General features: G+C 73.3%; 16 protein-coding genes and 1 tRNA gene. 7 read left to right on the top strand and 10 right to left on the bottom strand.

What is annotated here, in order from left to right; translation table 11 throughout:
• Positions 1-39: 39 nt before the first annotated feature.
• Positions 40-2235, bottom strand: coding sequence for an acyltransferase family protein (locus Q0795_RS11695; protein WP_298889862.1), 2196 nt, complete (start codon positions 2233-2235; stop codon positions 40-42).
• A gap of 178 nt (positions 2236-2413) precedes the next feature.
• Positions 2414-3931, bottom strand: a complete 1518-nt coding sequence (locus Q0795_RS11690; protein ID WP_298889861.1) for a hypothetical protein — start codon at positions 3929-3931, stop codon at positions 2414-2416.
• Positions 3932-4040: 109 nt separating this feature from the next.
• On the opposite strand from Q0795_RS11690, the gene Q0795_RS11685 reads away from it, so the two are divergent.
• Together Q0795_RS11685 and Q0795_RS11680 are read left to right on the top strand one after the other, a co-directional pair.
• Entirely contained in the window at positions 4041-4559 is a 519-nt protein-coding gene (locus Q0795_RS11685) for a peptidylprolyl isomerase (RefSeq protein WP_298889860.1), read from the top strand.
• Between the two features lie 15 nt (positions 4560-4574).
• Positions 4575-5501 (top strand): rhomboid family intramembrane serine protease, encoded by a 927-nt coding sequence (locus Q0795_RS11680; protein ID WP_298889859.1) that lies wholly within the window; start codon positions 4575-4577, stop codon positions 5499-5501.
• Between the two features lie 72 nt (positions 5502-5573).
• Here Q0795_RS11680 and Q0795_RS11675 read toward each other — a convergent pair whose 3' ends face one another.
• Complete coding sequence (locus Q0795_RS11675) at positions 5574-5837, bottom strand: cell division protein CrgA (protein ID WP_298889858.1); 264 nt, start codon at positions 5835-5837, stop codon at positions 5574-5576.
• Between the two features lie 55 nt (positions 5838-5892).
• On the opposite strand from Q0795_RS11675, the gene Q0795_RS11670 reads away from it, so the two are divergent.
• A complete protein-coding gene (locus Q0795_RS11670; RefSeq protein WP_298889857.1) occupies positions 5893-6654 on the top strand; it encodes a DUF881 domain-containing protein in 762 nt (253 codons plus the stop codon).
• Positions 6655-6669: 15 nt separating this feature from the next.
• On the opposite strand, the gene pknB is transcribed toward Q0795_RS11670, so the two are convergent.
• Genes pknB through Q0795_RS11640 form a run of 6 tightly spaced genes read right to left on the bottom strand, consistent with a single transcriptional unit; the run spans position 6670 to position 14443 of the window.
• The gene (gene pknB, locus Q0795_RS11665) at positions 6670-8763 is read right to left on the bottom strand and encodes a Stk1 family PASTA domain-containing Ser/Thr kinase (protein ID WP_298889856.1); all 2094 of its coding nucleotides are present in this window, start codon (positions 8761-8763) and stop codon (positions 6670-6672) included.
• Positions 8760-10217 carry a penicillin-binding protein 2 gene (locus tag Q0795_RS11660; protein ID WP_298889855.1) on the bottom strand — a complete coding sequence of 486 codons (1458 nt, stop codon included), beginning with the start codon at positions 10215-10217 and terminating at the stop codon, positions 8760-8762. The genes pknB and Q0795_RS11660 overlap by 4 nt, the downstream gene beginning before the upstream one ends.
• Positions 10214-11611: an FtsW/RodA/SpoVE family cell cycle protein gene (locus Q0795_RS11655; protein WP_298889854.1), complete on the bottom strand. Its 1398-nt coding sequence runs from the start codon at positions 11609-11611 to the stop codon at positions 10214-10216. The genes Q0795_RS11660 and Q0795_RS11655 overlap by 4 nt, the downstream gene beginning before the upstream one ends.
• Positions 11602-13083, bottom strand: coding sequence for a protein phosphatase 2C domain-containing protein (locus tag Q0795_RS11650; protein ID WP_298889853.1), 1482 nt, complete (start codon positions 13081-13083; stop codon positions 11602-11604). The genes Q0795_RS11655 and Q0795_RS11650 overlap by 10 nt, the downstream gene beginning before the upstream one ends.
• Before the next feature lie 2 nt (positions 13084-13085).
• Positions 13086-13553 (bottom strand): FHA domain-containing protein, encoded by a 468-nt coding sequence (locus Q0795_RS11645; RefSeq protein ID WP_298889852.1) that lies wholly within the window; start codon positions 13551-13553, stop codon positions 13086-13088.
• Complete coding sequence (locus Q0795_RS11640; protein ID WP_298889851.1) at positions 13553-14443, bottom strand: DUF3662 and FHA domain-containing protein; 891 nt, start codon at positions 14441-14443, stop codon at positions 13553-13555. The genes Q0795_RS11645 and Q0795_RS11640 overlap by 1 nt, the downstream gene beginning before the upstream one ends.
• Before the next feature lie 179 nt (positions 14444-14622).
• Here Q0795_RS11640 and Q0795_RS11635 point away from each other — a divergent pair.
• Positions 14623-14706, top strand: a tRNA-Leu gene (locus Q0795_RS11635).
• A 264-nt stretch (positions 14707-14970) separates the two neighbouring features.
• On the opposite strand, the gene Q0795_RS11630 is transcribed toward Q0795_RS11635, so the two are convergent.
• The gene (locus tag Q0795_RS11630) at positions 14971-16197 is read right to left on the bottom strand and encodes an amidohydrolase family protein (protein ID WP_298889850.1); all 1227 of its coding nucleotides are present in this window, start codon (positions 16195-16197) and stop codon (positions 14971-14973) included.
• 73 nt (positions 16198-16270) lie between these two features.
• Here Q0795_RS11630 and Q0795_RS11625 point away from each other — a divergent pair, with 73 nt between their 5' ends.
• From Q0795_RS11625 to Q0795_RS11615, 3 genes are all read left to right on the top strand, one after another.
• The gene (locus Q0795_RS11625; protein WP_298889849.1) at positions 16271-17152 is read left to right on the top strand and encodes a hypothetical protein; all 882 of its coding nucleotides are present in this window, start codon (positions 16271-16273) and stop codon (positions 17150-17152) included.
• Positions 17153-17241: 89 nt separating this feature from the next.
• Complete coding sequence (locus tag Q0795_RS11620) at positions 17242-18672, top strand: sodium:solute symporter (protein WP_298889848.1); 1431 nt, start codon at positions 17242-17244, stop codon at positions 18670-18672.
• Entirely contained in the window at positions 18672-19394 is a 723-nt protein-coding gene (locus Q0795_RS11615; protein WP_298889847.1) for an HAD-IA family hydrolase, read from the top strand. Before Q0795_RS11620 ends, Q0795_RS11615 begins: the two co-directional genes overlap by 1 nt.
• Positions 19395-19486 lie beyond the last annotated feature (92 nt).

The following is a 19486-nucleotide window of genomic DNA, read 5'->3' as shown; positions in this document are numbered from 1 at the left end:
ACCGGGCACGACGCGCGGGGCCGCGCCGGGGCGGCGGGCTCAGCCGCGGCGGGCGAGCTCGTCGAAGGCGCGGGCGACGACCTCGGCGTAGACGTGCATCCCGTCGATGTCGGGGTGGACGTTGTCGCTCTGCAGCGTCTCCGGCTGCTGGCTGATCGTGGCGTTCCACTCCCCGACGACGGTGTGGGGGTAGTCCGCGGCGACCTCGCGCAGGGTCTCGTTGGAGGACTCGGTGAAGGACGCCTGGACGTAGAGGTCCATGACCACGACGTTGCGCTCCGGTCCGAGCGCGTCCAGCACCGCCCGCAGCGCCTCCTCGTCGACGCCGGCGTTGGTGCCGAGGTGGAGGACGACGTTGTCGCGCACGGTCCCGGCCTCGAGGGCCTCGTCCACGCGTTGCGTCGCGTCGCCCCACTGGCGGTTGGACTCGGCGACGAAGGCGATGTCGGGGAAGCGGTAGGTCAGGCCGTCGGCGCTGGTGACGACGAGGGAGTCGCCGATGGCGGTGAGGTCGGACCCGGGGGGCACCAGCAGCCCGTCGGTGTCCTCGCGGAAGGTGCTGCCGTTGACGTCCACCTCACCGGGGGACGGTGCGTCCTCCGCCTCGGCGGCGCCCTCCTCGCCCTCGCCGGCCGACTCGTCCTCCTCGCTCGCCCCGTCCTGCGCAGCCGCCCCGTCAGGTTCCTCGGCAGTCGCGCCGAGGGTCGCGCCGAGCCCGGTGCCCCGGCGCACGGCCTCGGCCGGGCCCTCCTGGGTCGAGGCGGGGGCCGGCGCGCCATTGTCGATGCGGGTCTGCGACTGCTCGATCTGTCGTTGGGTCGCGGACTTCTCGGGGGCGGTCACGAGGGCGATGACGGTAGCCAGGAGCAGGAGCACCAGGCCCGCCGCGACGATGCGCGGGCGCTTGCTGCGGTGCCACCCCTGGGTGAACCAGCCGCCGGCGGCCCGGATGCTGGCCCGGATGCCCCGCCGGCGGACCGGCACCTCGAGCAGTCGCCAGGACAGCTCGGCCAGGACCAGGGTGATGACCAGGGCGCTGAGCAGGACAGCGGTGCCGCGGGCGGTGCCGACGGCATACGGGACGAGCGCCCCGGCGATGACGAGCACCGGCCAGTGCCAGAGGTAGATGCCGTAGGAGCGCTGCCCCAGCCAGGCCAGCGGCCGCAGCGACATGACCCTCCGCCACGGCGAGTCGGCCTCGAGCAGGCCGGCGATGAGCACGACGGTCGCGACCGACGCGAGGGCGATGCCACCGCGGAAGGTGAGCGCCGAGTCCTCCCCGGACCAGCGCATGAGGCCTCCCAGGACCAGCAGTGCCCCGATGACGGCGGGACCACGGGCCCGTCGCCAGGTGCGGGTGCGCAGGCCGGCCCGGTGCCCGGGGTCGGCCCAGGCGAGCGCCAGCGCCGCCCCGCCCATGAGCCCCATGAGGTGGGTGTCGGTGCCGTAGTAGACGCGGGTGGCGTCCGCGCCGGTGGTGACGAGGGTGGCCATGAGCACGGTCGAGGCGAGCCCGAGCAGCGCGACGGCTGCCACCCGGTGCCGGGTGGTGGGGGCGAGCGCGAGCAGGACGACCAGCGCCAGCGGCCACAGGAGGTAGAACTGCTCCTCGACCGCCAGGCTCCAGAAGTTGACGAAGAGGATGGGGCTGGTGCTGTGGAAGTAGCTCGCGCCGACCGCGATCTCCAGCCAGTTGCTGGTGAAGGTGAGGGCACCGAGGGTCTGCCGACCGATGCCGACGAGCAGGTCGCCGCCGACCAGCCGGGCGGTGGCGACGCTGACCAGCACGACCACGGCCAGCGGGGGCAGCAGCCGACGCGCGCGTCGTCGCCAGAAGGTGGGCAGGTCGACCCGTCCGCGGTGGTCGACCTCGCGCAGCAGCAGGGTGGTGATGAGGAAGCCGCTGACGACGAAGAAGACGTCGACGCCCAGGAACCCGCCGGGCAGGACCGTCGGGACGAAGTGGAAGGTCAGGACCGCGAGGATCGCGATGGCCCGCAGACCGTCCAGGCCCGGGATGTGGCCGGGTCGCGGGTCGACGTCGCGGGGACCGCGACCTCCGCGACGCGGTCGCCGGGTGGGGGCGGCCCCGGGGACGGCACCAGGTGCTGCGCTGTGGCGCGGGGGCAGCGACGCGCGGGTGCGGTGCTCGCCGGGGTCGACGAGGGCCCGCTCACCGCCGGGGGCCGGGGCGCGGTCCTCCGTGGGGGTCGGGGACGAGGCGGGCAGAGACATCTGCCGTCCCACCTCCTTCGTCGACCGACCCGGGAACCGCTGCCGCCCAATCTAGGCGCGCCGTCGCCGCAGGTCGGGGAGGTGGAGGGTGTGTCGCCGGACATGCGACGAGGCGCCCACCGCGGTGGTGGACGCCTCGTGCTGGCCGGTGTGGCCCGGTGGCCTCAGACCCGGTCGGTCAGACCCGGCTGGGGTTGTCGTCGCCGTCACCGTCGGCGGCGTGCGGCAGGGACTCCTCCTGGCGGGCCTGGGCGGCGCGGATCTCCTCGACGGGGGCCTCGCCCTCACCCTGCTCCTCGACGGGGGCGGCCTGGTCGCTGCCGAGCTCGTCGATCTGCTCGGTGTCGAGCATCTTCGGCGAGCCGTCGTCGTTGAGCGACGGCGCTGCCACGTCCGCGTCCGAGCTCCCGGCGGCACTGTCGCCGTGCTGGTCTGCGACCTGGCCCCGGTCCTCGCCGATGCCGTCGTCGGCCACCGGGTGGTCGGCCTGGGTCTCCTGAGCGTCGTTGCTCATGGTCGTCTCCTTCTCTGGGGTGGACCCGACCGCACCCGCCGTCGCTGCGCCGGTCGCCGCGGGAGCGGCGGCCGCCGAGGAGGAGGTGGTGGTCGAGGTGCTCGCGGCCCACGGGTCGCGCGTCTCCTTGGCGGCCCACGGGTCGGCGGCGGGCTGCTGCTGCTGGGCGAGCCACCAGGCGAGGCCGGCGCCGGCGGCGGCGAGCAGGCCCAGCGTGATGAGGGCCCCGCCCCGGCGCTTCTTGGGCTTGGGCGCCCCGGTCACTGCGGCCACCACGCCCTCGTCCTGCGCCAGCAGGCGGTCCTTGCCGACCTGCATGTCCGCGAGCATCTGCTGGATCTTCGGGAGCAGCTCGTCGTTGATGAGGTCGCGGACGTGGTCCACCGCGGGGGCGACGCCGGCGACGCCCTCCTGGGCGCGCGGCACGGCGACGTCGATGCCGTGGTCCATCCCGGCGACCGCGCGGTCCCGGGTGGCAGCCGCCAGGCCGGCGAGCGCAGCAGCGCCCGCGCCCGCGCGGGCGACAGCGGCCTCGCCGACGGGGCCGGCGTGGTCCAGGGCGGCGGCCGAGCGGTCGCGCAGCACGTCCACGGCGTGGAGCCCCTGCTCGCGCAGGACATCGCCCTGGTGGCGCGCCCCCTTCACCGCCCGCTTGCTCTGCTTGCGAGCGTTCTTGGCGGTCTGCCTGCCCTGCTGGTGGGCGTTCTTGGCGGCCTTCTTGCCCTGCTTGCGGGCGTTCTTGGCGGCCTTCGTCCCGTGCCCGTGGGCGCTCTTGGCCGCCTCCTCGCTGTGGCTACGCAGGTCGTCGGCGAGGCGCGAGGCGCGATCGGCCGTGACGGCACCCACGGCCGCAGCCGTGCCGCCGGCCTTCTTGCTCTGCTTCTCGAGGGCCGACCGGCTGTGCTGGCGCGCCTGCCCGGCGGCCTCACGTGCCTTGCCTGCCGCCTTGGCGGCCGACTCGCGGTCCTGCTGGGCGGCCTTGAGCGCCTTGGCGCGGGCCTTCTGGGCGTGCTTGCGCCCGGACGTGTCGTCCTGCGGGGCGGTCACCTCGGCGAGGGTCGCCAGGAAGGCGGCACCCAGGTTGCGGGCGCCGGACGCGGCGCTCGCACCGGCCTCGGAGGCATCCTGCCGGGCGCGGCTGGCCTGGGTCGCGGCCCGCTCGGCATCGGTCTTGAAGAACACGTGCTGTCCCTCCTGTTGTCGGTCTGGGCCCATCCTGCCCTGTCCCGCCCCCGAACTCCACCTCACCCGCCAGGCACGCGGGCTCGGAGCACCGTGCGAAACTGGGGTCATGAACGTCACGCTTCACACCAACCACGGCGACATCGCACTGGTGCTCTTCGAGCACGCGGCCCCCAAGACGGTCGCCAACTTCACGGGCCTCGCCACAGGGGAGAAGGAGTACTCCGACGACGCCGGCCGGAGCAACCCGCAGCCGTTCTACGACGGACTGTCCTTCCACCGCATCATCCCGGGCTTCATGATCCAGGGTGGTTGCCCGATGGGCGAGGGCTTCGGCGGCCCGGGCTTCACCTTCGACGACGAGATCAGCCCCGACCACACCTTCACCCAGCCCTACATGCTCGCCATGGCCAACGCCGGCAAGCGCATGGGCAAGGGCACCAACGGTTCGCAGTTCTTCATCACCGTCGAGCCGACCCCGTGGCTGCAGGGCAAGCACACCATCTTCGGCGAGGTGTCCGACCAGGCCTCCCGCGACGTCGTCGACGCGATCGCCGCGGTGCCGACCGGTGCCGGTGACAAGCCGGCCGAGCCGGTCGTCATCGAGCGGGTCAGCGTCGAGGGCTGAGCCCCGGACGAGCCGGTGAGCGGATCTGCCGCCGACGCCCCGGGGATGCCGCCCGGTGGCGGCGGCGCGCCGGACGGTCCACCGGTGTGCCCACGGCACCCCGACCGGACGTCCTACATCCGGTGCCAGCGCTGCGAGCGCCCGACCTGCCCTGACTGCCAGCGCCCCGCGGCGGTGGGGGTGCAGTGCGTGGACTGCGTGTCCGAGGGCGCCCGCTCGGCTCCCGTCGCCCGCACCCGCTTCGGTGCGCCGGTGCGCCAGGGCCGGCCCACCGTCACCTGGACGCTCATGGGGCTGTGCGCGGTGGTGTACGTCGCGCAGCTCGCCAACCCCGCGGTGACCCGGGAGCTGGCGTTCGTCGGCGTGCTCGCCGGGGCGGAGCCGTGGCGGCTCGTGACCTCGGCCTTCGTGCACTCCCCGCAGAGCCTGCTGCACATCGCCTTCAACCTCTACATCCTCTTCGCCGTCGGCCCCGTGCTCGAGGAGGCCCTCGGGCGCGCGCGCTTCGCCGTGGCCTACCTCATCTGCGCCGTCGGCGGCTCGGTGGGGGTGCTGGTGCTGGCGGCCCCCGACCCCGGGTGGGTCCGCCCCGTCGTGGGCGCCTCCGGCGCCATCTTCGGGCTGCTGTTCCTCTACATCGTGCTGGCCTGGCGCCGGGGCGGGGTGTCGACGGGCCTGCTGGTGATGATCGGCATCAACCTGGCCCTGCCGTTCTTCGTGGGCGGCATCGCCTGGCAGGCCCACATCGGCGGTGCCGTGACCGGCGCGGCCATCGGCGGGCTCATGCTCCTGACCTCAGCGCCCGGCCGGTCCCCGCAGGCCGTGCGGCGCCGGGCGTTCGCCTGGCCGGCGCTGGCCGGCGTGCTGGTCGTGCTCCTGCTGCTGGCCGGGCTGCGGCTGTGGCAGGTCCTGGGCCCCGCGGCCCTCGGGCTGCCCGGCTGAACGCCCCGGTCCGCAGGCGCACCGAGTTACACCGGTGTGGTTATCCCCATCGTGGGGACAACCTGTGGACAACTACCGCCACTGGGTCGCCATGCCGAAGCCGATCATGATGAGGCCCATACCGATCCCCAGGTTCCAGTAGCGGATGGACTCGATGGGCCACAGGCCACCGGTGATGTAGAAGATGGCCACCCACAGCACGCCGATGATCATCAACGCACACATCACCGGCACGAACCAGGAGGGGTTGCTCGGCAGGCTCTGGGTCCTGGGCTCCGTCTGGCTGGTGCGCTGGGCGCGCTTGCGGGCGCCTTCTCGGCCTCGGGACTCGGGCACGTCGACTCCTTCGTGGTGGGAGCCGCCAGGATATACGCCGGATACCCTGGGACCCATGACCGATCAGCGCAGCGGGGAGCCGGGGCCGTCGGTGACGCCGCGCCGGGCCCGGAGCAGGACGGTCGGGGTCACGCTCGTCTGCCTCGCCGCGGGGCTGCTCTTCGGCACCAGCGCCTCGCTGGCCCGCGACGCGCGTCCGGAGCCGGGGGACCTGGTCGGCCTCATCACCCAGCGCGACCTCGAGGTGCGCGAGCTCAGCGCCCGGGCCGACGAGCTGCGCCAGGACGTGGACCGGCTGCGGGCCGAGCAGGCGACCAGCGCCGCCGCGGTGGACCTGCAGCGGGCCGAGGAGCTGGCGGCGGGCGTGGGCGCGACCGCCGTCTCCGGGCCGGCGGTGAGCGTCACCCTGGACGACGCCGGCTACAGCCTGGACACCCTGCCCGAGGGCTACTCGGTCGATGACGTCGTCGTGCACCAGCAGGACCTGCAGGGCGTGGTCAACGCCCTGTGGGCGGGTGGCGCCGAGGCGATCATGGTGCAGGACCAGCGCATCGTCGCGACCAGCTCGGTGCAGTGCGTGGGCAACACCCTCTACCTCCAGGGCCGGGTCTACTCCCCGCCCTTCACCGTCACCGCCGTCGGAGATCCCGAGGCCCTGCACGCGGCGCTCGCGGCCGACCCGGTCGTCGCGACCTACCGCGACTGGGCCGACGCCGTCGGGCTGGGGTATGCCGTCGCCGACCTCGAGGAGACCGAGCTCCCGGCCTACGCCGGTCAGGTCCGGCCGGGCCACGCCCAGGTCGTCGGCTCCCGCTGACCCGCGCGGCGCCGGTCAGTCGGTCGGGTCCTCCGGCGGCCCCGGGTTCTCCGGCGGCCCCGGGTCCTCGGGCGGGCCCGGGTCCGTCGGCTCCGGCGGTTCCGTCGGCTCCGGGGGGACCGTGGGCTCCTCGGTCGGCTCGTCCGTGGGGTCCTCCGTCGGCTCCTCGGTGGTGGGGTCCTCGGTCGGCTCCGGCGTCGGGCTGGGCGTCACCGTCACCGACTCGGTGACGACCTCGGTGGCGGTCTCGACGGGTTCGGCGGCGATGACCAGCTCGACCGTGGTGCCCTGCTCGACCGTCTCCCCGGCCTCGACGGACTGCTCGAGCACGGTGCCGGCGTCCGCCTCGCCGGTGCGCCGCGTGGTGACCTCCCACTCCAGGGTCTGCTCGTCGAGGAGCAGCACCGCCTCGTTCTGGTCGAGCCCGACGACGTCCGGCACCTCGACCTCGCCGCTGGACACGGTGAGCTCGATGAGCTCGTCGGGGGCGACCTCCTCACCCTCGCCGGGGTCGCTGGAGACGACCTGCCCCTCCTCCCAGTCGGGGTCGTCGGTCACCTGCGACTCGCCCCGCACGTTGCTGAAGCCCTCGCGCTCCAGCAGGTCCCGGGCCGCCTGCTCCTCCAGCCCCTGCAGGCGGGGGATGGTCCGGGCCTGCGGCCCGGCCGACACCGTGAGCTCCACCTCCTCGCCCCGGGGCGCCTCGCCACCGGGCGGGTCCTGCTCGATGACGACGCCGGGCTCCTCGTCGCTGTTGCGCTGCACGACGTCCTCGGCCACGGTGAAGCCGGCCGCGGTCAGAGTGGTCCTGGCCTGCGCCTCGGTGCTGCCCACGGTGCTGGGCACGACGAGCATCTCGGGCCCGTCCTCGCCGCCCGGCCCCAGGACCTGCACCAGGACCCAGGCGACCCCGGCCAGCGCCACCAGGGCGAGGGCCCCCAGCAGCAGCGCGGCCCCCGGGTGCCGGCGCTCACGCACCGGCAGCTCGTCGGTCCGCTCGTAGCGGTCGTCCTCCTCGGCGCGGGTGAAGATGCCCGTGGGTTCCTCGGGATAGGCCTGCGACCCCTGGCCGGCCGCCCCGGCGGCGGGCACCGCCTGGGTGGCGGCACCGGAGCGGCTCGCGGCGGCGGCGGCCGCTGCGGCCGCTCCCGCCCCGGCCGCGCCGAACCCGAGGGCCCGGTCGTAGGTGGAGCGCGCCGCGGCGGAGACCGGCTCACCCGCGCGTGCAGCGTTGAGGTCCGCGCGGAAGGCTGCCGCGTCCTGGTAGCGCTCTTCCGGCTTCTTCTCCAGCGCGTGCAGGGTGACGGCGTCCAGGGCCTGCGGCAGCCGGGCCGCGTGGGTGGACGGGGCCTTGGGCGCCTCGCCCAGGTGCTGGTAGACCAGCGAGACGGGGTCGCCCTGGAACGGCGTGCGCCCGGCCAGCAGCTCGTAGAGCAGGCATCCGACGGAGTACAGGTCGGAGCGCCCGTCGACGTCCAGTCCCTGGGCCTGCTCCGGGGAGAGGTAGCGCGCCGTGCCCATGACGGCCTGCGTCTGCGTCATCGTGGCGGCGGTGTCGGCGATGGCCCGCGCGATGCCGAAGTCCATGACCTTCACCGCACCCGCCTCGGTCACCATGACGTTGGCCGGCTTGATGTCGCGGTGCACGAGGCCGCGCTCGTGGGCATACTCCAGCGCCGCGAGCACGGCCGCGGTGATGCGCGCCGCCTCGTCGGGGTCGAGGGTGCGCTGCTCGTTGAGCAGCTCGCGCAGCGTCTTGCCCTCGACGAGCTCCATGACGATGTAGGGCACCTGCACACTGGCACCACCGGACTCGGCCACCGGCTCCTCGCCGGAGTCGAAGACGCCCACGATCGCGGGGTGCGACAGCCCGGCGGCCGACTGCGCCTCGCGCCGGAAGCGGGCCAGGAAGGAGGAGTCCCGGGCCAGGTCGGTGCGCAGCACCTTGATGGCGACCGGGCGCCCCAGCCGCAGGTCGTGGCCGAGGTGCACGTCGGCCATCCCACCGCGGCCGATGAGGTCGCCGAGCTCGTAGCGACCGCCCAGCACCCGCTGCGTCGACGGGGGGTCCTCGGGCCGCGGGGTGGCCTCCGTGGGGTCCTCGCTCATCGTTCCACTCCTGCATCGAGCATGGCCCGGGCGACCGGCGCCGCCACCTGGCCGCCGGTCTCCCCGGCCCAGTTGTCGGTCGCCGACTCGACGATGACGGCGACCGCGATCTGCGGGTCCTCGGCCGGTGCGAACCCGGTGAACCACGCGTGCGCGGCGCCGCTGTCGCCATACTCCGCGGTGCCCGTCTTGCCGGCCACCTCGACCCCCGGCAGCGCGGCCGACTGGCCCGACCCCTGCTCCACCACGAGCTCCATCATGTCGGTGAGCTGCTGGGCCGTCTGGCTGGAGACGGCCCGCGACCGGGTGCGCGGCTCGGCGGACTCGATGACCTCCAGGTCGGAGTTGCGCACCTCCTCCACGAGGTATGGCGTCATCGTCACCCCGCCGTTGGCGATGGCTGCGGAGATCATCGCCACCTGCATCGGCGTCTCCCGGACCTCGAACTGGCCGATGCCGGTGAGTGCCAGCTGGGCGTCGTCGAGCTCGTCCGGGTAGATCGAGGGGGTGACGCTCATGGGGACCTCCAGCGGCTCGCCGAACCCGAACGCCTCCGACTGCTGCCGGAGGGCGTCCTCGCCGAGCTCGCCGGCCAGCCAGGCGAAGGAGGTGTTGCACGAGACCTGCACCGACTCGGCGAGGGTCGGGCGGTCCTCCGGGTCGCAGGCCGCGCCGCCGAAGTTGGGCAGCGTGGTCTCGGTCCCGGGGAGGGTGTAGGTCAGCCCGCCCTCCAGCTCGGTGTCCGGCTCGTACTCCCCGGACTCCAGCGCCGCCGCGGCGACCACGAGCTTGAAGGTCGACCCGGGAGGGTAGAGGTCGCCGGCGATGGCGCGGTTGGTCAGCGGTCGGGCCGGGTCCTCGGTCAGCGCGACGTAGGCCTCGTCGACGGCGCTCAGCCGGTGGCTGGACAGCGCGTTGGGGTCGAAGCTAGGGCGGCTGACCATCGCCAGGATCTCCCCGGTCCGGGGGTCCAGGGCGACCGCCGCCCCGCGCCGGTCGCCCAGCGCCTCGACGGCGGCCGCCTGCACGTCGGGGTCGATGGTGAGCTCGAGGCTCGCGCCCGAGGCCGGTCTGCCCGTGACCACGTCGGACAGCCGCTGGTAGAAGAGGCTGTCGTCGGTGCCCGCGAGCAGCGAGTCCTCGGCGCGCTCCAGACCGAGCCCCGCGCCGTAGGTGAAGGAGTAGTAGCCGGTGACGTGGGCATACCGCGACGGCTGCTGGTAGCGGCGCAGCCACTCCAGCTCGTCGTCGGTCGGCTCGGAGGAGGCGATGGGGTTGCCGTCGACGAGGATGGCCCCCCGGTCCCGGCTGTAGTTCTCGATGAGGGTGCGCCGGTTGCCGGCGCGGTCCCGCAGGTCGTCGGCCTGGACGAACTGGATCCACGTGGTCGACAGCAGCAGGGCGGTGAACATCGCGAAGACGACGAGCGCCAGCCGGCGGACGGGGGTGTTCATCGGGGTGCCTCCGCCCGCTCGGCGGCGTCGATGCTCGGGTCCTGGCGACGCTCGGAGATGGGGCGCCGGGCGGCGTCGCTGATCCGCAGCAGCAGCGCCACGATGATCCAGTTGGCCAGCAGCGAGGAGCCGCCGGCGGAGAGGAAGGGGGTGGTGAGGCCGGTCAGCGGGATGACCCGGGTGATGCCGCCGACGATGACGAAGACCTGCAGCGCGACGGTGAAGGACAGCCCCACGGCGAGCAGCTTGCCGAAGCCGTCGCGGGAGCCGATCGCCGTGCGCAGACCGCGCTCCACGAGCAGGGCGTAGAGCATGAGCAGGGCGAACAGCCCCACCATGCCGAGCTCCTCACCGAAGCTGGCGACGATGTAGTCGCTGTTGGCGTAGTAGGTGATGTAGGGGTAGCCGTTGCCCAGACCTGCTCCGAAGATGCCGCCGTGGGCCAGGCCCATCAACCCCTTGGCCACCTGGTCGGACTGGTCCGGCGCGAACGGGTCCAGCCACAGCGTGACCCGGCTCTGCACGTGACTGAACAGCCGCCAGGCCAGCACGGCGCCGGAGGCGAAGAGGGCCAGGCCGATGACGATCCAGCTGGTGCGTTCGGTGGCGACGTAGAGCATCGCGACGAACAGCCCGAAGAAGAGCAGCGAGGAGCCGAGGTCGCGCTGCAGCACGAGGATGAGCACGGAGAGGGACCAGGCGACGAGGATGGGCCCGAGGTCCCGGGCGCGCGGGAGCTGGAGGCCGAGCACCCGGCGGCCGACCAGCGAGAGCGCGTCCCGGGTGGACACCAGGTAGCCGGCGAAGAACACGGCCACCGCGATCTTGGCGAGCTCGCCGGGCTGGAAGCTGAACGGACCGATGCGGATCCACAGGCGGGAGCCGTTCACCGTCTCCCCGATGAAGGGCAGCATCGGCAGGAGCAGGAGGACGAACCCGAGGGCCATCGCGATGTAGGTGTAGCGACGCAGCACCCGGTGGTCGCGCAGCAGGACCAGCACCGCCGCCGCCATCGCCATCGCCAGCCCGGTCCACAGCAGCTGCCGGCTGGCGACCCCCGAGGTCCCGAGCTGGCCCGGGACGAGGTCGATGCGGTGGATCATCACCAGACCCAGCCCGTTGAGCAGCGTCGCGAGCGGGAGGAGGAGGGGGTCGGCATACCTCGCGCGCAGTCGGAGCACGACGTGCAGACCCGCCGCGAGCGCGGAGTAGATGCCCACGTGCCACCAGACGTCGGCGGGCAGCTCACCGGTGACGGTGAGGTTGACCGCGACGTAGGCCAGCGTGACGATGCCCACCGCGAGCACGAGCAGGAGCATCTCGATGGTGCGGCCGCTGCGGACCGCGAGGCTGGTGACGGTCGAGGGGGTGGGGGTGGTGGTGCTCACGGGCATCCCTCCGGCCAGACGACCGTCGCGGTGGGTCGCGCCTCGTCCTCGGCGCCGGTGGGGGTGACGCCGGAGGTGGTGTCCCCCGGGCCGGCGAGGGTGCCGCTGCCCAGCTCCAGGGACTCGCGCAGCAGGTCGTCCACGGGCGAGCCGGTGCCCGGCGCGCCGGTGGCGTCGGCCAGGCTGTCGGCGGTCGTCGTGTCCATGTCGTCCGGGATCTGCGTGGACGTCGTCCCGTCGGGCAGCAGCACGGTCGGGACGCAGGCCGCCGGGGTGAGGGCGCGCAGGTCCGCGACGACGCGGTCGGCACCCGCGCGGCCGTCCGCGGACAGGGTGTCCTGCACCCGCTCCTGGTAGTAGTCCGGCAGGTCCTCCACGAGCACGTCGGTCTGATCCTCGGCCGTGGACAGTCGGACGGGCCCGAGGTCCTGGGAGATGCCGCGGTAGATCGTCACCCGCCCGTCCTGCTCCCCGACGAAGTACTGCTGCTGGCTCCACATCCAGGCCGCCCAGCCGCCGGCGACGAGCACCGCGGCGACGGCGATGCCGACCCCGGCCAGCCGCAGCCAGCGCACCCAGGGCCGGGACTGCTCCTCGGCCAGCAGCGGCGCCTCGGCGATCTCGGAGGTGCCTGCGGCCTCCCGGGACAGGGCCGCGGCCTTCTCGGCGGGGCTGAGGTGGCTCAACGGGCGGGTGCCGCGCCGCTCGCTGGCGGCCCCCACCACCTGGGGCTTGCTCGTCCCCTCCCCGGGCGAGACGGCGTCGGCGACGATGACGCTGACGTTGTCGCGCGTCGAGGCGCGCAGCGCGGTGTGGACCAGCGCGTCGGCGACCTGGCCGGGGGTGCGGCCGGGCTCGGCGAGGATCTCGGTGACGACCTCGGTGGAGACGTAGTCGGTGAGCCCGTCGCTGCACAGCAGCACCCGGTCGCCCTCGCGCAGCTCGCGCAGCGACAGGTCCGGGTGGTCCTCCGGGCGGCCGGTGAAGACGCGGGTCACGAGGGAGCGCTGGGGGTGGTGCTGGGCCTCCTCCTGGCTGATCCGGCCCTCGTCGAGCAGCTTCTGGACGAAGGAGTGGTCGGTCGTGATCTGGGTGAGGCGGCCACCGCGCAGGAGGTAGGCCCGGGAGTCGCCGATGTTGGCGACCGCGAGCTTGCTGTCGACCCGGAGCATGGCGATGCACGTGGTGCCCATGCCGTCGGAGTCCGGGTAGACCTCCATGACGTCGGCCAGCCGGTTGTTGGCCTCCTCGAGGGCGTGCTCGAGGATGTCCAGGGCGTCGTCGGCGCCGTGCGACTCCCCGTCGAGGTGCACGAGCTCCCCCACGACGAGGGAGGAGGCGACGTCGCCGGCGGCGTGCCCGCCCATGCCGTCGCACAGCACCAGGAGCTCGGGACCGGCATACGCGGAGTCCTCGTTGCGGGACTTGCTGCCGAGGCCGATGTTGGTGCGCGCGGCGTAGCGCAGGGCGAGGGCCATGCTCAACGACGCAGCTCGAGGACGGTCTGGCCGATCCGGATCTGCGCGCCCGGGTCGAGCCGGGCACCGGTCGCGATGCGTTGGCCGTTGACCTCGGTGCCGTTGGTGGAGCCGAGGTCGTCGGCGTACCACGCATCCGCGCCGGGGTAGATGCGCAGGTGCCGGCCGGAGGCGTAGTCGTCGGTGAGGACGACCGAGCACTCGGGATTGCGCCCGACGAGGACCCCGGCGTCGTGCAGGGGTACCGAGGTGCCGCGCAGCCGGCCCTCGGTCACGACCAGGTGGGTGGGGGTGTTCCGCCGCTGCCGGCGGTCCGAGCGCGACTCCGGCTTGCGGGTCGGGCCGGCGTTGCGGGTGAGCACCCGGGTGCCGTAGAGGTCGCCGCGCAGCGCGCCGACCACGGCGACGACGAAGGCCCAGAGCAGCACGACCACCCCGAGGCGCAGCAGGTTGAGGGTCAGCTCACCCATCAACCCTCCAGGTGGACCGTGATGTGGGTGCGTCCCAGGGTGATGCGGTCGCCGGAGCGCAGCTCCTCGCTGCCGACCTGCTCACCGTTGAGGTAGGTGCCGTTGGTGGAGTTGAGGTCGCGCAGGATCACCTGCAGGTGCGGCCCGTCGTGGCTGATGCGGATCTCGGCGTGCCGGCGGGAGGCGCCCGGGTCGTCGACGACGAGCGTGCAGTCCTCGCCGCGCCCCAGGGTGGTGACGGCCGCGGTCAGCGGCACCTGCCGGCCGTCGATGGTCAGGGCGGGGCCGGAGCGGCGCGGCCGCGGGCGTTCGGCGGCGGGTCGACGGTATGCCGACTCCGCGTAGGCCTCCGCGTCCCGGTCGTGGTCGTGGTCGTGGTCGTGGACGCGGTCGCGCGCCTCGGCGGCACGACGTGCGTCCGCCTCCCGCTGCTCGCGCTCCTGTGCCTCGCTGCGCTCGTCCCGCGCGCGCTGGGCCTGGGCGAACTCGCGCGCGCCGCCGCGCTGGCCGCCCTTCCGGCCGTCCTTGGCCGTCGGGCGGACCCGGAAGATGCCGGTCTCCAGCTCGTCCCCGGAGACGAGACGCACCTCGAACGGGCCGGGAGCGACATACCGCTGCGCATCGGCGTGGTCCTCGGCAGCGGCGATGAGCTCGTCGGTGAGCGCGTGCTCGTAGGACGCGAGCCGCTCGTAGTCGGACTCGGCCAGCTCGACGGTGAAGACGTTGGGGACCATGGTGCGCCCGGGGCCCAGGACGGCGGCCCGGTCGTCCATGGCACCGCGCATCGCCGAGGCGATCTCGACCGGCTGCACCTCGGCCTTGAAGACCTTGGCGAAGGGCTGCTTGACGGCGCGCTCGAGACCCCGCTCGAGCCTGTCGAACACACCCACGTCCTGCTCCTCGGTCTCGTCACGGCACTGGCTGGCGCCTCGATGGTATCTGCCGACCGTGGGAGGAGCCTGGAGGCTGGGGGGTGCGGTGACGGCTGGGGCGGCGGGCCCGGGGGGTGTCAGGCGGGGTCGACGATTCGGGCCGTGCCCTCCCCCCGTGCTAATCTTGCTCGGCACTCGCGCGAGTGGCGGAATAGGCAGACGCGCACGGTTCAGGTCCGTGTGCCCGCAAGGGCGTGGGGGTTCAACTCCCCCCTCGCGCACACCGGAAGAGCCCCAGGGATCATCGATCACCTGGGGCTCTTCGCTGTTCAGGGCAGGCATCCCGTCCGGGGCTCGGGCGCGCCGTCCCCTTCGGTCCTCACCGCAGATCCCAGCAGGCACAACAGTCACAGAGTGCCGAGAAAGGTGCAGAAGACCGCGGTATATCCCCGTCCTCGGCGATCTTCCCGGCACCGTGGGGCTCCTGGGACTCGTCGTGCTGGTGGGGCTCTCGGCTCGGACGCCCGGACCCCCCGGTCCGGGTCTCAGGCCTCGTGCGCCACGACGCCGCGCTGCAGCACCATCCGCAGCTGGGCCCCGGGGTCGGCCAGGACCTGGGCGTCCGCCAGCGGGTCGCCCCGCCAGAGCGCCAGGTCGGCGGTCGCGCCCGCGGCCACCGTGCCCAGCCGTCCCGGCTGCCCGACGAGGTCGGCACCGACGAGGGTGGCCGAGCGCAGGATGTCCTCCGGCGCCTGGACCTGGGCCCGGATCGTGAACTCGTGGCTCTGGTGCCGGTGCATCGCGCCCAGCAGGTCGGTGCCCAGCGCGATCCGGACGCCGCCCTTGGAGGCGAGGTCCAGGGCGTGCAGCCCGGCCTCGAGCACGTCGCCGACCTTGGCCTGGCTGGCAGCGGGCAGGCCGGCCTCCGCGCCCTCCTTGCTCAGGTAGTCGTAGGTCACGAGGGTCGGCACGAGGAAGGCGTCGTGCTCGCGGAAGAGCGCGACGCTGGAGGCGTCGATGAGGTTGCCGTGCTCGATGCACCGCAGGCCCAGCTCCAGCCCGCGGTTGACCGCCCGCGCGGTGTAGGCGTGCCCCGTCACGTAGCGGTTGGCGTTGGCGGCCTCCTCGACCACGGCCCGGATCTCGTCGACCGAGAACTGCAGCGAGTCCACCCGGTCGGTCGGGGAGGCGACGCCGCCGGAGAGCATGATCTTGACGTGGTCGGCCCCGGTGCGCAGCTGGTTGCGGGCAGCTCGGCGCACCTCGTCGACCCCGTCGCAGAGGGTGCCGATGTTGGGGCAGCACACGTGGTTGTCGACGACCTGGCGACCGGCGCTGCGCAGGTCGGCGTGCCCTCCGCTCGGGGACAGCGCCTTGCCGCCGAAGAAGACGGTGGGACCGGCCCACAGCCCGTCCGCGACCGCGGCCGCCACCCCGTGGTCCGCCCCGCCGACGTCGCGCACCGAGGTGAAGCCGCGCTCGAGCATCCCGCGCAGGATCCCCTGGGTCTGGGCCGCGACGTAGAAGGGGGAGTACTCCGCCTGCGCCGCCAGGTCCGCCGTCCCGGCGGTGACGTGGACGTGTGCGTCGATGAGCCCGGGGCTGACGAACAGGCCCGTGGCGTCGATCGTCGTGGCCGACCGCGGGGTGGTCACGTCCGGGCCCACCTCCTGGATCACCCCGTCGCTGATGACCACGTCGGCACGGACGGCCTCCCCGGCCGTGACGTCGCAGACGCTGCCTCCCTGCAGGACGACGGTATGCGGTTCCACTGCTGATCTCCTCTCGCGGGCTTCGCGCTTCACCCTGCCACAGACCCGCAAGAAATGTTGCACAATGACGTCCATGTCCGTCAGCGAGGTGCCGCCGTGGGTGGCGTCGCGCCTCGGAGCGCGTTCACCGGGGCGGGGGGTGCAGGAGGTGCTGAGGGCGCTGGGCTCGCACCCGCGTCAGATGTCGTACGCCTCCGTCCAAGAGGCGGCGGGGCTCGCCGAGGTCAACCCCGCCACGGTCGTGCGCGCGGCCCAGCTCATCGGGTTCACCGGCTGGCCGCAGCTGCGGGCGGAGGTCCGGTCCCGCTTCCTGTCGCTGCTCTCGGCGTCCGAGGTGCTGCAGGAGCACGGGGAGGCGCAGGGGGCCGGGGAGGCCGCCGTCCGGCAGGACCTGCACAACCTGCGGGACCTGGCCGCCCTCCTCGACGAGGACCAGCTCGCCCGGGTGGCCGCCATCATCGTGGCCGCGCGCACCACCCTCGTCCTCGGGTCCGGCAGCTTCGCAGCCCCCGGCCTGCAGCTGGCCCACCTCGCGCAGACCCTCGGGCACGACGTGCGGCTGGAGCGCGCGGGCGGCACGGCGCTGCTCAACGCCTTCGCGGTGCTGCGCGAGGGGGACGCGCTGGTGATCTTCCACCTGTGGCGGACCCCCGGGGACCTGCTGCAGATCGCGGGCCTCGCCCGGGACCGGGGGGTGCGGCTGGTCGTCGTCGGCGACCACGCCCGACCGGGCATCACGGCGCTCGCCGACGAGTTCGTCATGGTCCCGAGCGAGGGGGCCAGCATGTTCCCCTCGCTCGTGCCGACGGTGACGGTGGTCCAGGCGGTGGTGGCCGCCATCGTCGCGGCCGATCCCGGGGCGGCGACCCGGGCTGCCGACGCCGCCGACGAGCTCTGGCGGGACTTCGGGCTCTTCCCCCGCGACAAGGACGGACTGCTGCCCGAAGTGCAATAGTTGTTGCAATCTGATGGCACTCGCGGTTGGATGGCGTGCAGCGTCCGCCGGGCCCGGCGGTCCCATCCCGTCCCTGTGGGAGGTCTGTCATGCAGCCCGTGCACGTCACCATCCTGGTCCTCTACCTGGCCCTGATGGTCGGCATCGGCGTCTGGTTCAGCCGGCGCAAGTACACCGCGACCGGTGACGACTTCCTCTTCGCCGGCCGCAGCCTGCCCAAGCCGGTGATGATCGGCACCCTGCTCGCCACCTGGGTCGGGTCCGGGACGATCATCGGCGGGGCGAGCTTCGCCTACAGCTACGGCCCGCTGGCCTCGATCTTCTTCATGGCCGGGACACCGGTGGGGATCGTCGTGCTCTACTTCATCGCCAAGCGGGTCCGTCGCTCGAGTGCGCACACCGTCCCCGAGCTGCTGGAGCGGCGCTACGGCGTGGCCGTGCGGATCATCGCGGCGCTCATCACGATCCTGGCCTACACCGGCATCACCGCCTACCAGTTCACCGGCGGCGGCTACATCATCAGCGTCATCACGCCCCTGTCCCCCCAGGGCGGCGCGATCCTCGTGGCGGTCATCATCACCCTCCTCGCCGTGGGCGGCGGCCTGCGATCGGTCGCCTGGAGCGACTTCATCTCGGCCATGGTCATCGTGGTGAGCCTGCTCGTGGCGCTGCCGATCATCCTGGGCCGGGACATCGGCGGGTGGGACGCCTACTGGCAGGGGATGCCGGACACCCACACCACCCTCTCCGGCGGACTCCCTGCCTTGGCCCTGCTGGGCTACTTCCTCCCGCTCTTCCTGCTCATCCTGGCCGACCAGAACATGTACCAGCGGCTCGGCGCCGCGCGCAGCGAGGAGGAGGCCAAGCAGGCCACCGCAGGGTTCTTCTTCACCAGCTTCCTCGTGACCGTGCCCGTGGCGCTGCTCGGGTCGGCGGCCGTGGTGCTTCTGCCGGACATCGAGCCGGACACCGCGATCCTGTCCCTGGCAGGCGAGGGCTACCTGCCCGTGGTCATCGGCGGCCTGCTGCTGGGCGGGGCCCTGGCCTTCATCATCACCACCGGTTCCTCGTTCCTGCTCTCCGGCGCGGGCAACGTCGTCTACGACGCGGTGCAGCGAATGATGGGTGTGCAGCTGGACGACGGCGGCCGGCTCAAGGTGCACCGCCTCGCGGTGCTGGCGATCGCCGTGGTCGCCTACGTGCTCGGGCGCTTCTTCCCCACCGTGCTCGAGCTGCAGCTCTACTCCTACACCGTCTACGGGGTGGCCCTGGCCCCGCCGGTGCTCGCCATCTTCTTCTGGCAGCGGGCGACCAAGTGGGGAGCGATCGCCTCGATGAGCGTCGCGGTCGTCCTCACCATCACCTGGGAGCAGCTGGGCCAGCCCGGCGACCTCAACTCGGTGCTGGTGTCCCTGCCCGCCACCCTGGTGACCCTGGTGGTCGTCAGCCTGCTCACCCCCGGCTCCCGGCGCAGCGTCGAGGACCAGCCGCTCGAGGCCGCCGAGAGTGAGGCTCGGTGATGCGGCTGAAGGACTACCGCGCGCTGAGCTTCGACGTCTACGGCACGCTCATCGACTGGGAGGCCGGGATCGGCGGCGTCCTCGTCCCCTGGGCCGCGCAGGTGGGGCTGGGGCTGAGCGAGGAGGAGCTGCTGCGCGAGTATGCCCGGCACGAGGCGGACGTGGCGCGCGAGCGCCCGCGCACGCTCTACCCGCAGGTCCTCGCCGAGGCCTTCGCGCGCACCGGGCGGGCGCTGGGCGCCGAGGTCGACGAGGGGTGGAGGCAGCGGCTGGGCTCCTCGGTGCCCGACTGGCCGGCGTTCGAGGACTCCGCCGAGGCGCTCGCCTCGCTGGCGGAGAGGTTCTCGCTCATCATCCTGTCCAACGTGCACCGTGAGGGCTTCGCCGGTAGCAACCGCCACCTCGGCATGACGCCGTCCGCGGTCGTCACGGCGCAGGACGTCGGGGCGTACAAGCCCGCCGACCCGCACTTCCTGGCGCTGGACGCCACCCTGCGGGACCTCGGGATCGCCCGGGAGGAGCACCTGCACGTCGCGCAGAGCCTCTTCCACGACCACGTCCCGGCCGCCCGGCGCGGGCTCGACTCGGTCTGGATCAACCGCCGCCACGCCCGCCCCGGCTGGGGCGCGACGCCCGAGCCGCGCGGCCAGTGGTCCTACCTGGCGGAGTACCCCTCGATGGCCGCCTTCGCGCAGGCCGTCCGGGACGGCGAGGAGATCTGAGCGTCCCTCGCGGCCGCGCGACGGCATACCTGTGCAGCTCCGTGTGCGCCACCTCGTGACACGGGCGTCCGACCGGTATGCCGTCGCTCTCT

The organism is uncultured Serinicoccus sp. (assembly GCF_947487915.1).
Lineage (GTDB): Bacteria > Actinomycetota > Actinomycetes > Actinomycetales > Dermatophilaceae > Ornithinicoccus.
The sequence above is the reverse complement of the archived record's forward strand: the minus strand, read 5'-3'. Positions and strand labels throughout refer to the sequence as shown.

Coding starts and splice junctions, on each gene's coding strand:
- Q0795_RS11650 (WP_298889853.1), bottom strand. CDS start 13,083: ATGGCCCTCGCCCTGCGCTACGCCGCGCGCACCAACATCGGCCTCGGC.
- pknB (WP_298889856.1), bottom strand. CDS start 8,763: ATGAGCGAGGACCCCACGGAGGCCACCCCGCGGCCCGAGGACCCCCCG.
- Q0795_RS11695 (WP_298889862.1), bottom strand. CDS start 2,235: ATGTCTCTGCCCGCCTCGTCCCCGACCCCCACGGAGGACCGCGCCCCG.
- Q0795_RS11685 (WP_298889860.1), top strand. CDS start 4,041: ATGAACGTCACGCTTCACACCAACCACGGCGACATCGCACTGGTGCTC.
- Q0795_RS11655 (WP_298889854.1), bottom strand. CDS start 11,611: ATGCCCGTGAGCACCACCACCCCCACCCCCTCGACCGTCACCAGCCTC.
- Q0795_RS11625 (WP_298889849.1), top strand. CDS start 16,271: ATGTCCGTCAGCGAGGTGCCGCCGTGGGTGGCGTCGCGCCTCGGAGCG.
- Q0795_RS11645 (WP_298889852.1), bottom strand. CDS start 13,553: ATGGGTGAGCTGACCCTCAACCTGCTGCGCCTCGGGGTGGTCGTGCTG.
- Q0795_RS11620 (WP_298889848.1), top strand. CDS start 17,242: ATGCAGCCCGTGCACGTCACCATCCTGGTCCTCTACCTGGCCCTGATG.
- Q0795_RS11670 (WP_298889857.1), top strand. CDS start 5,893: ATGACCGATCAGCGCAGCGGGGAGCCGGGGCCGTCGGTGACGCCGCGC.
- Q0795_RS11660 (WP_298889855.1), bottom strand. CDS start 10,217: ATGAACACCCCCGTCCGCCGGCTGGCGCTCGTCGTCTTCGCGATGTTC.
- Q0795_RS11615 (WP_298889847.1), top strand. CDS start 18,672: ATGCGGCTGAAGGACTACCGCGCGCTGAGCTTCGACGTCTACGGCACG.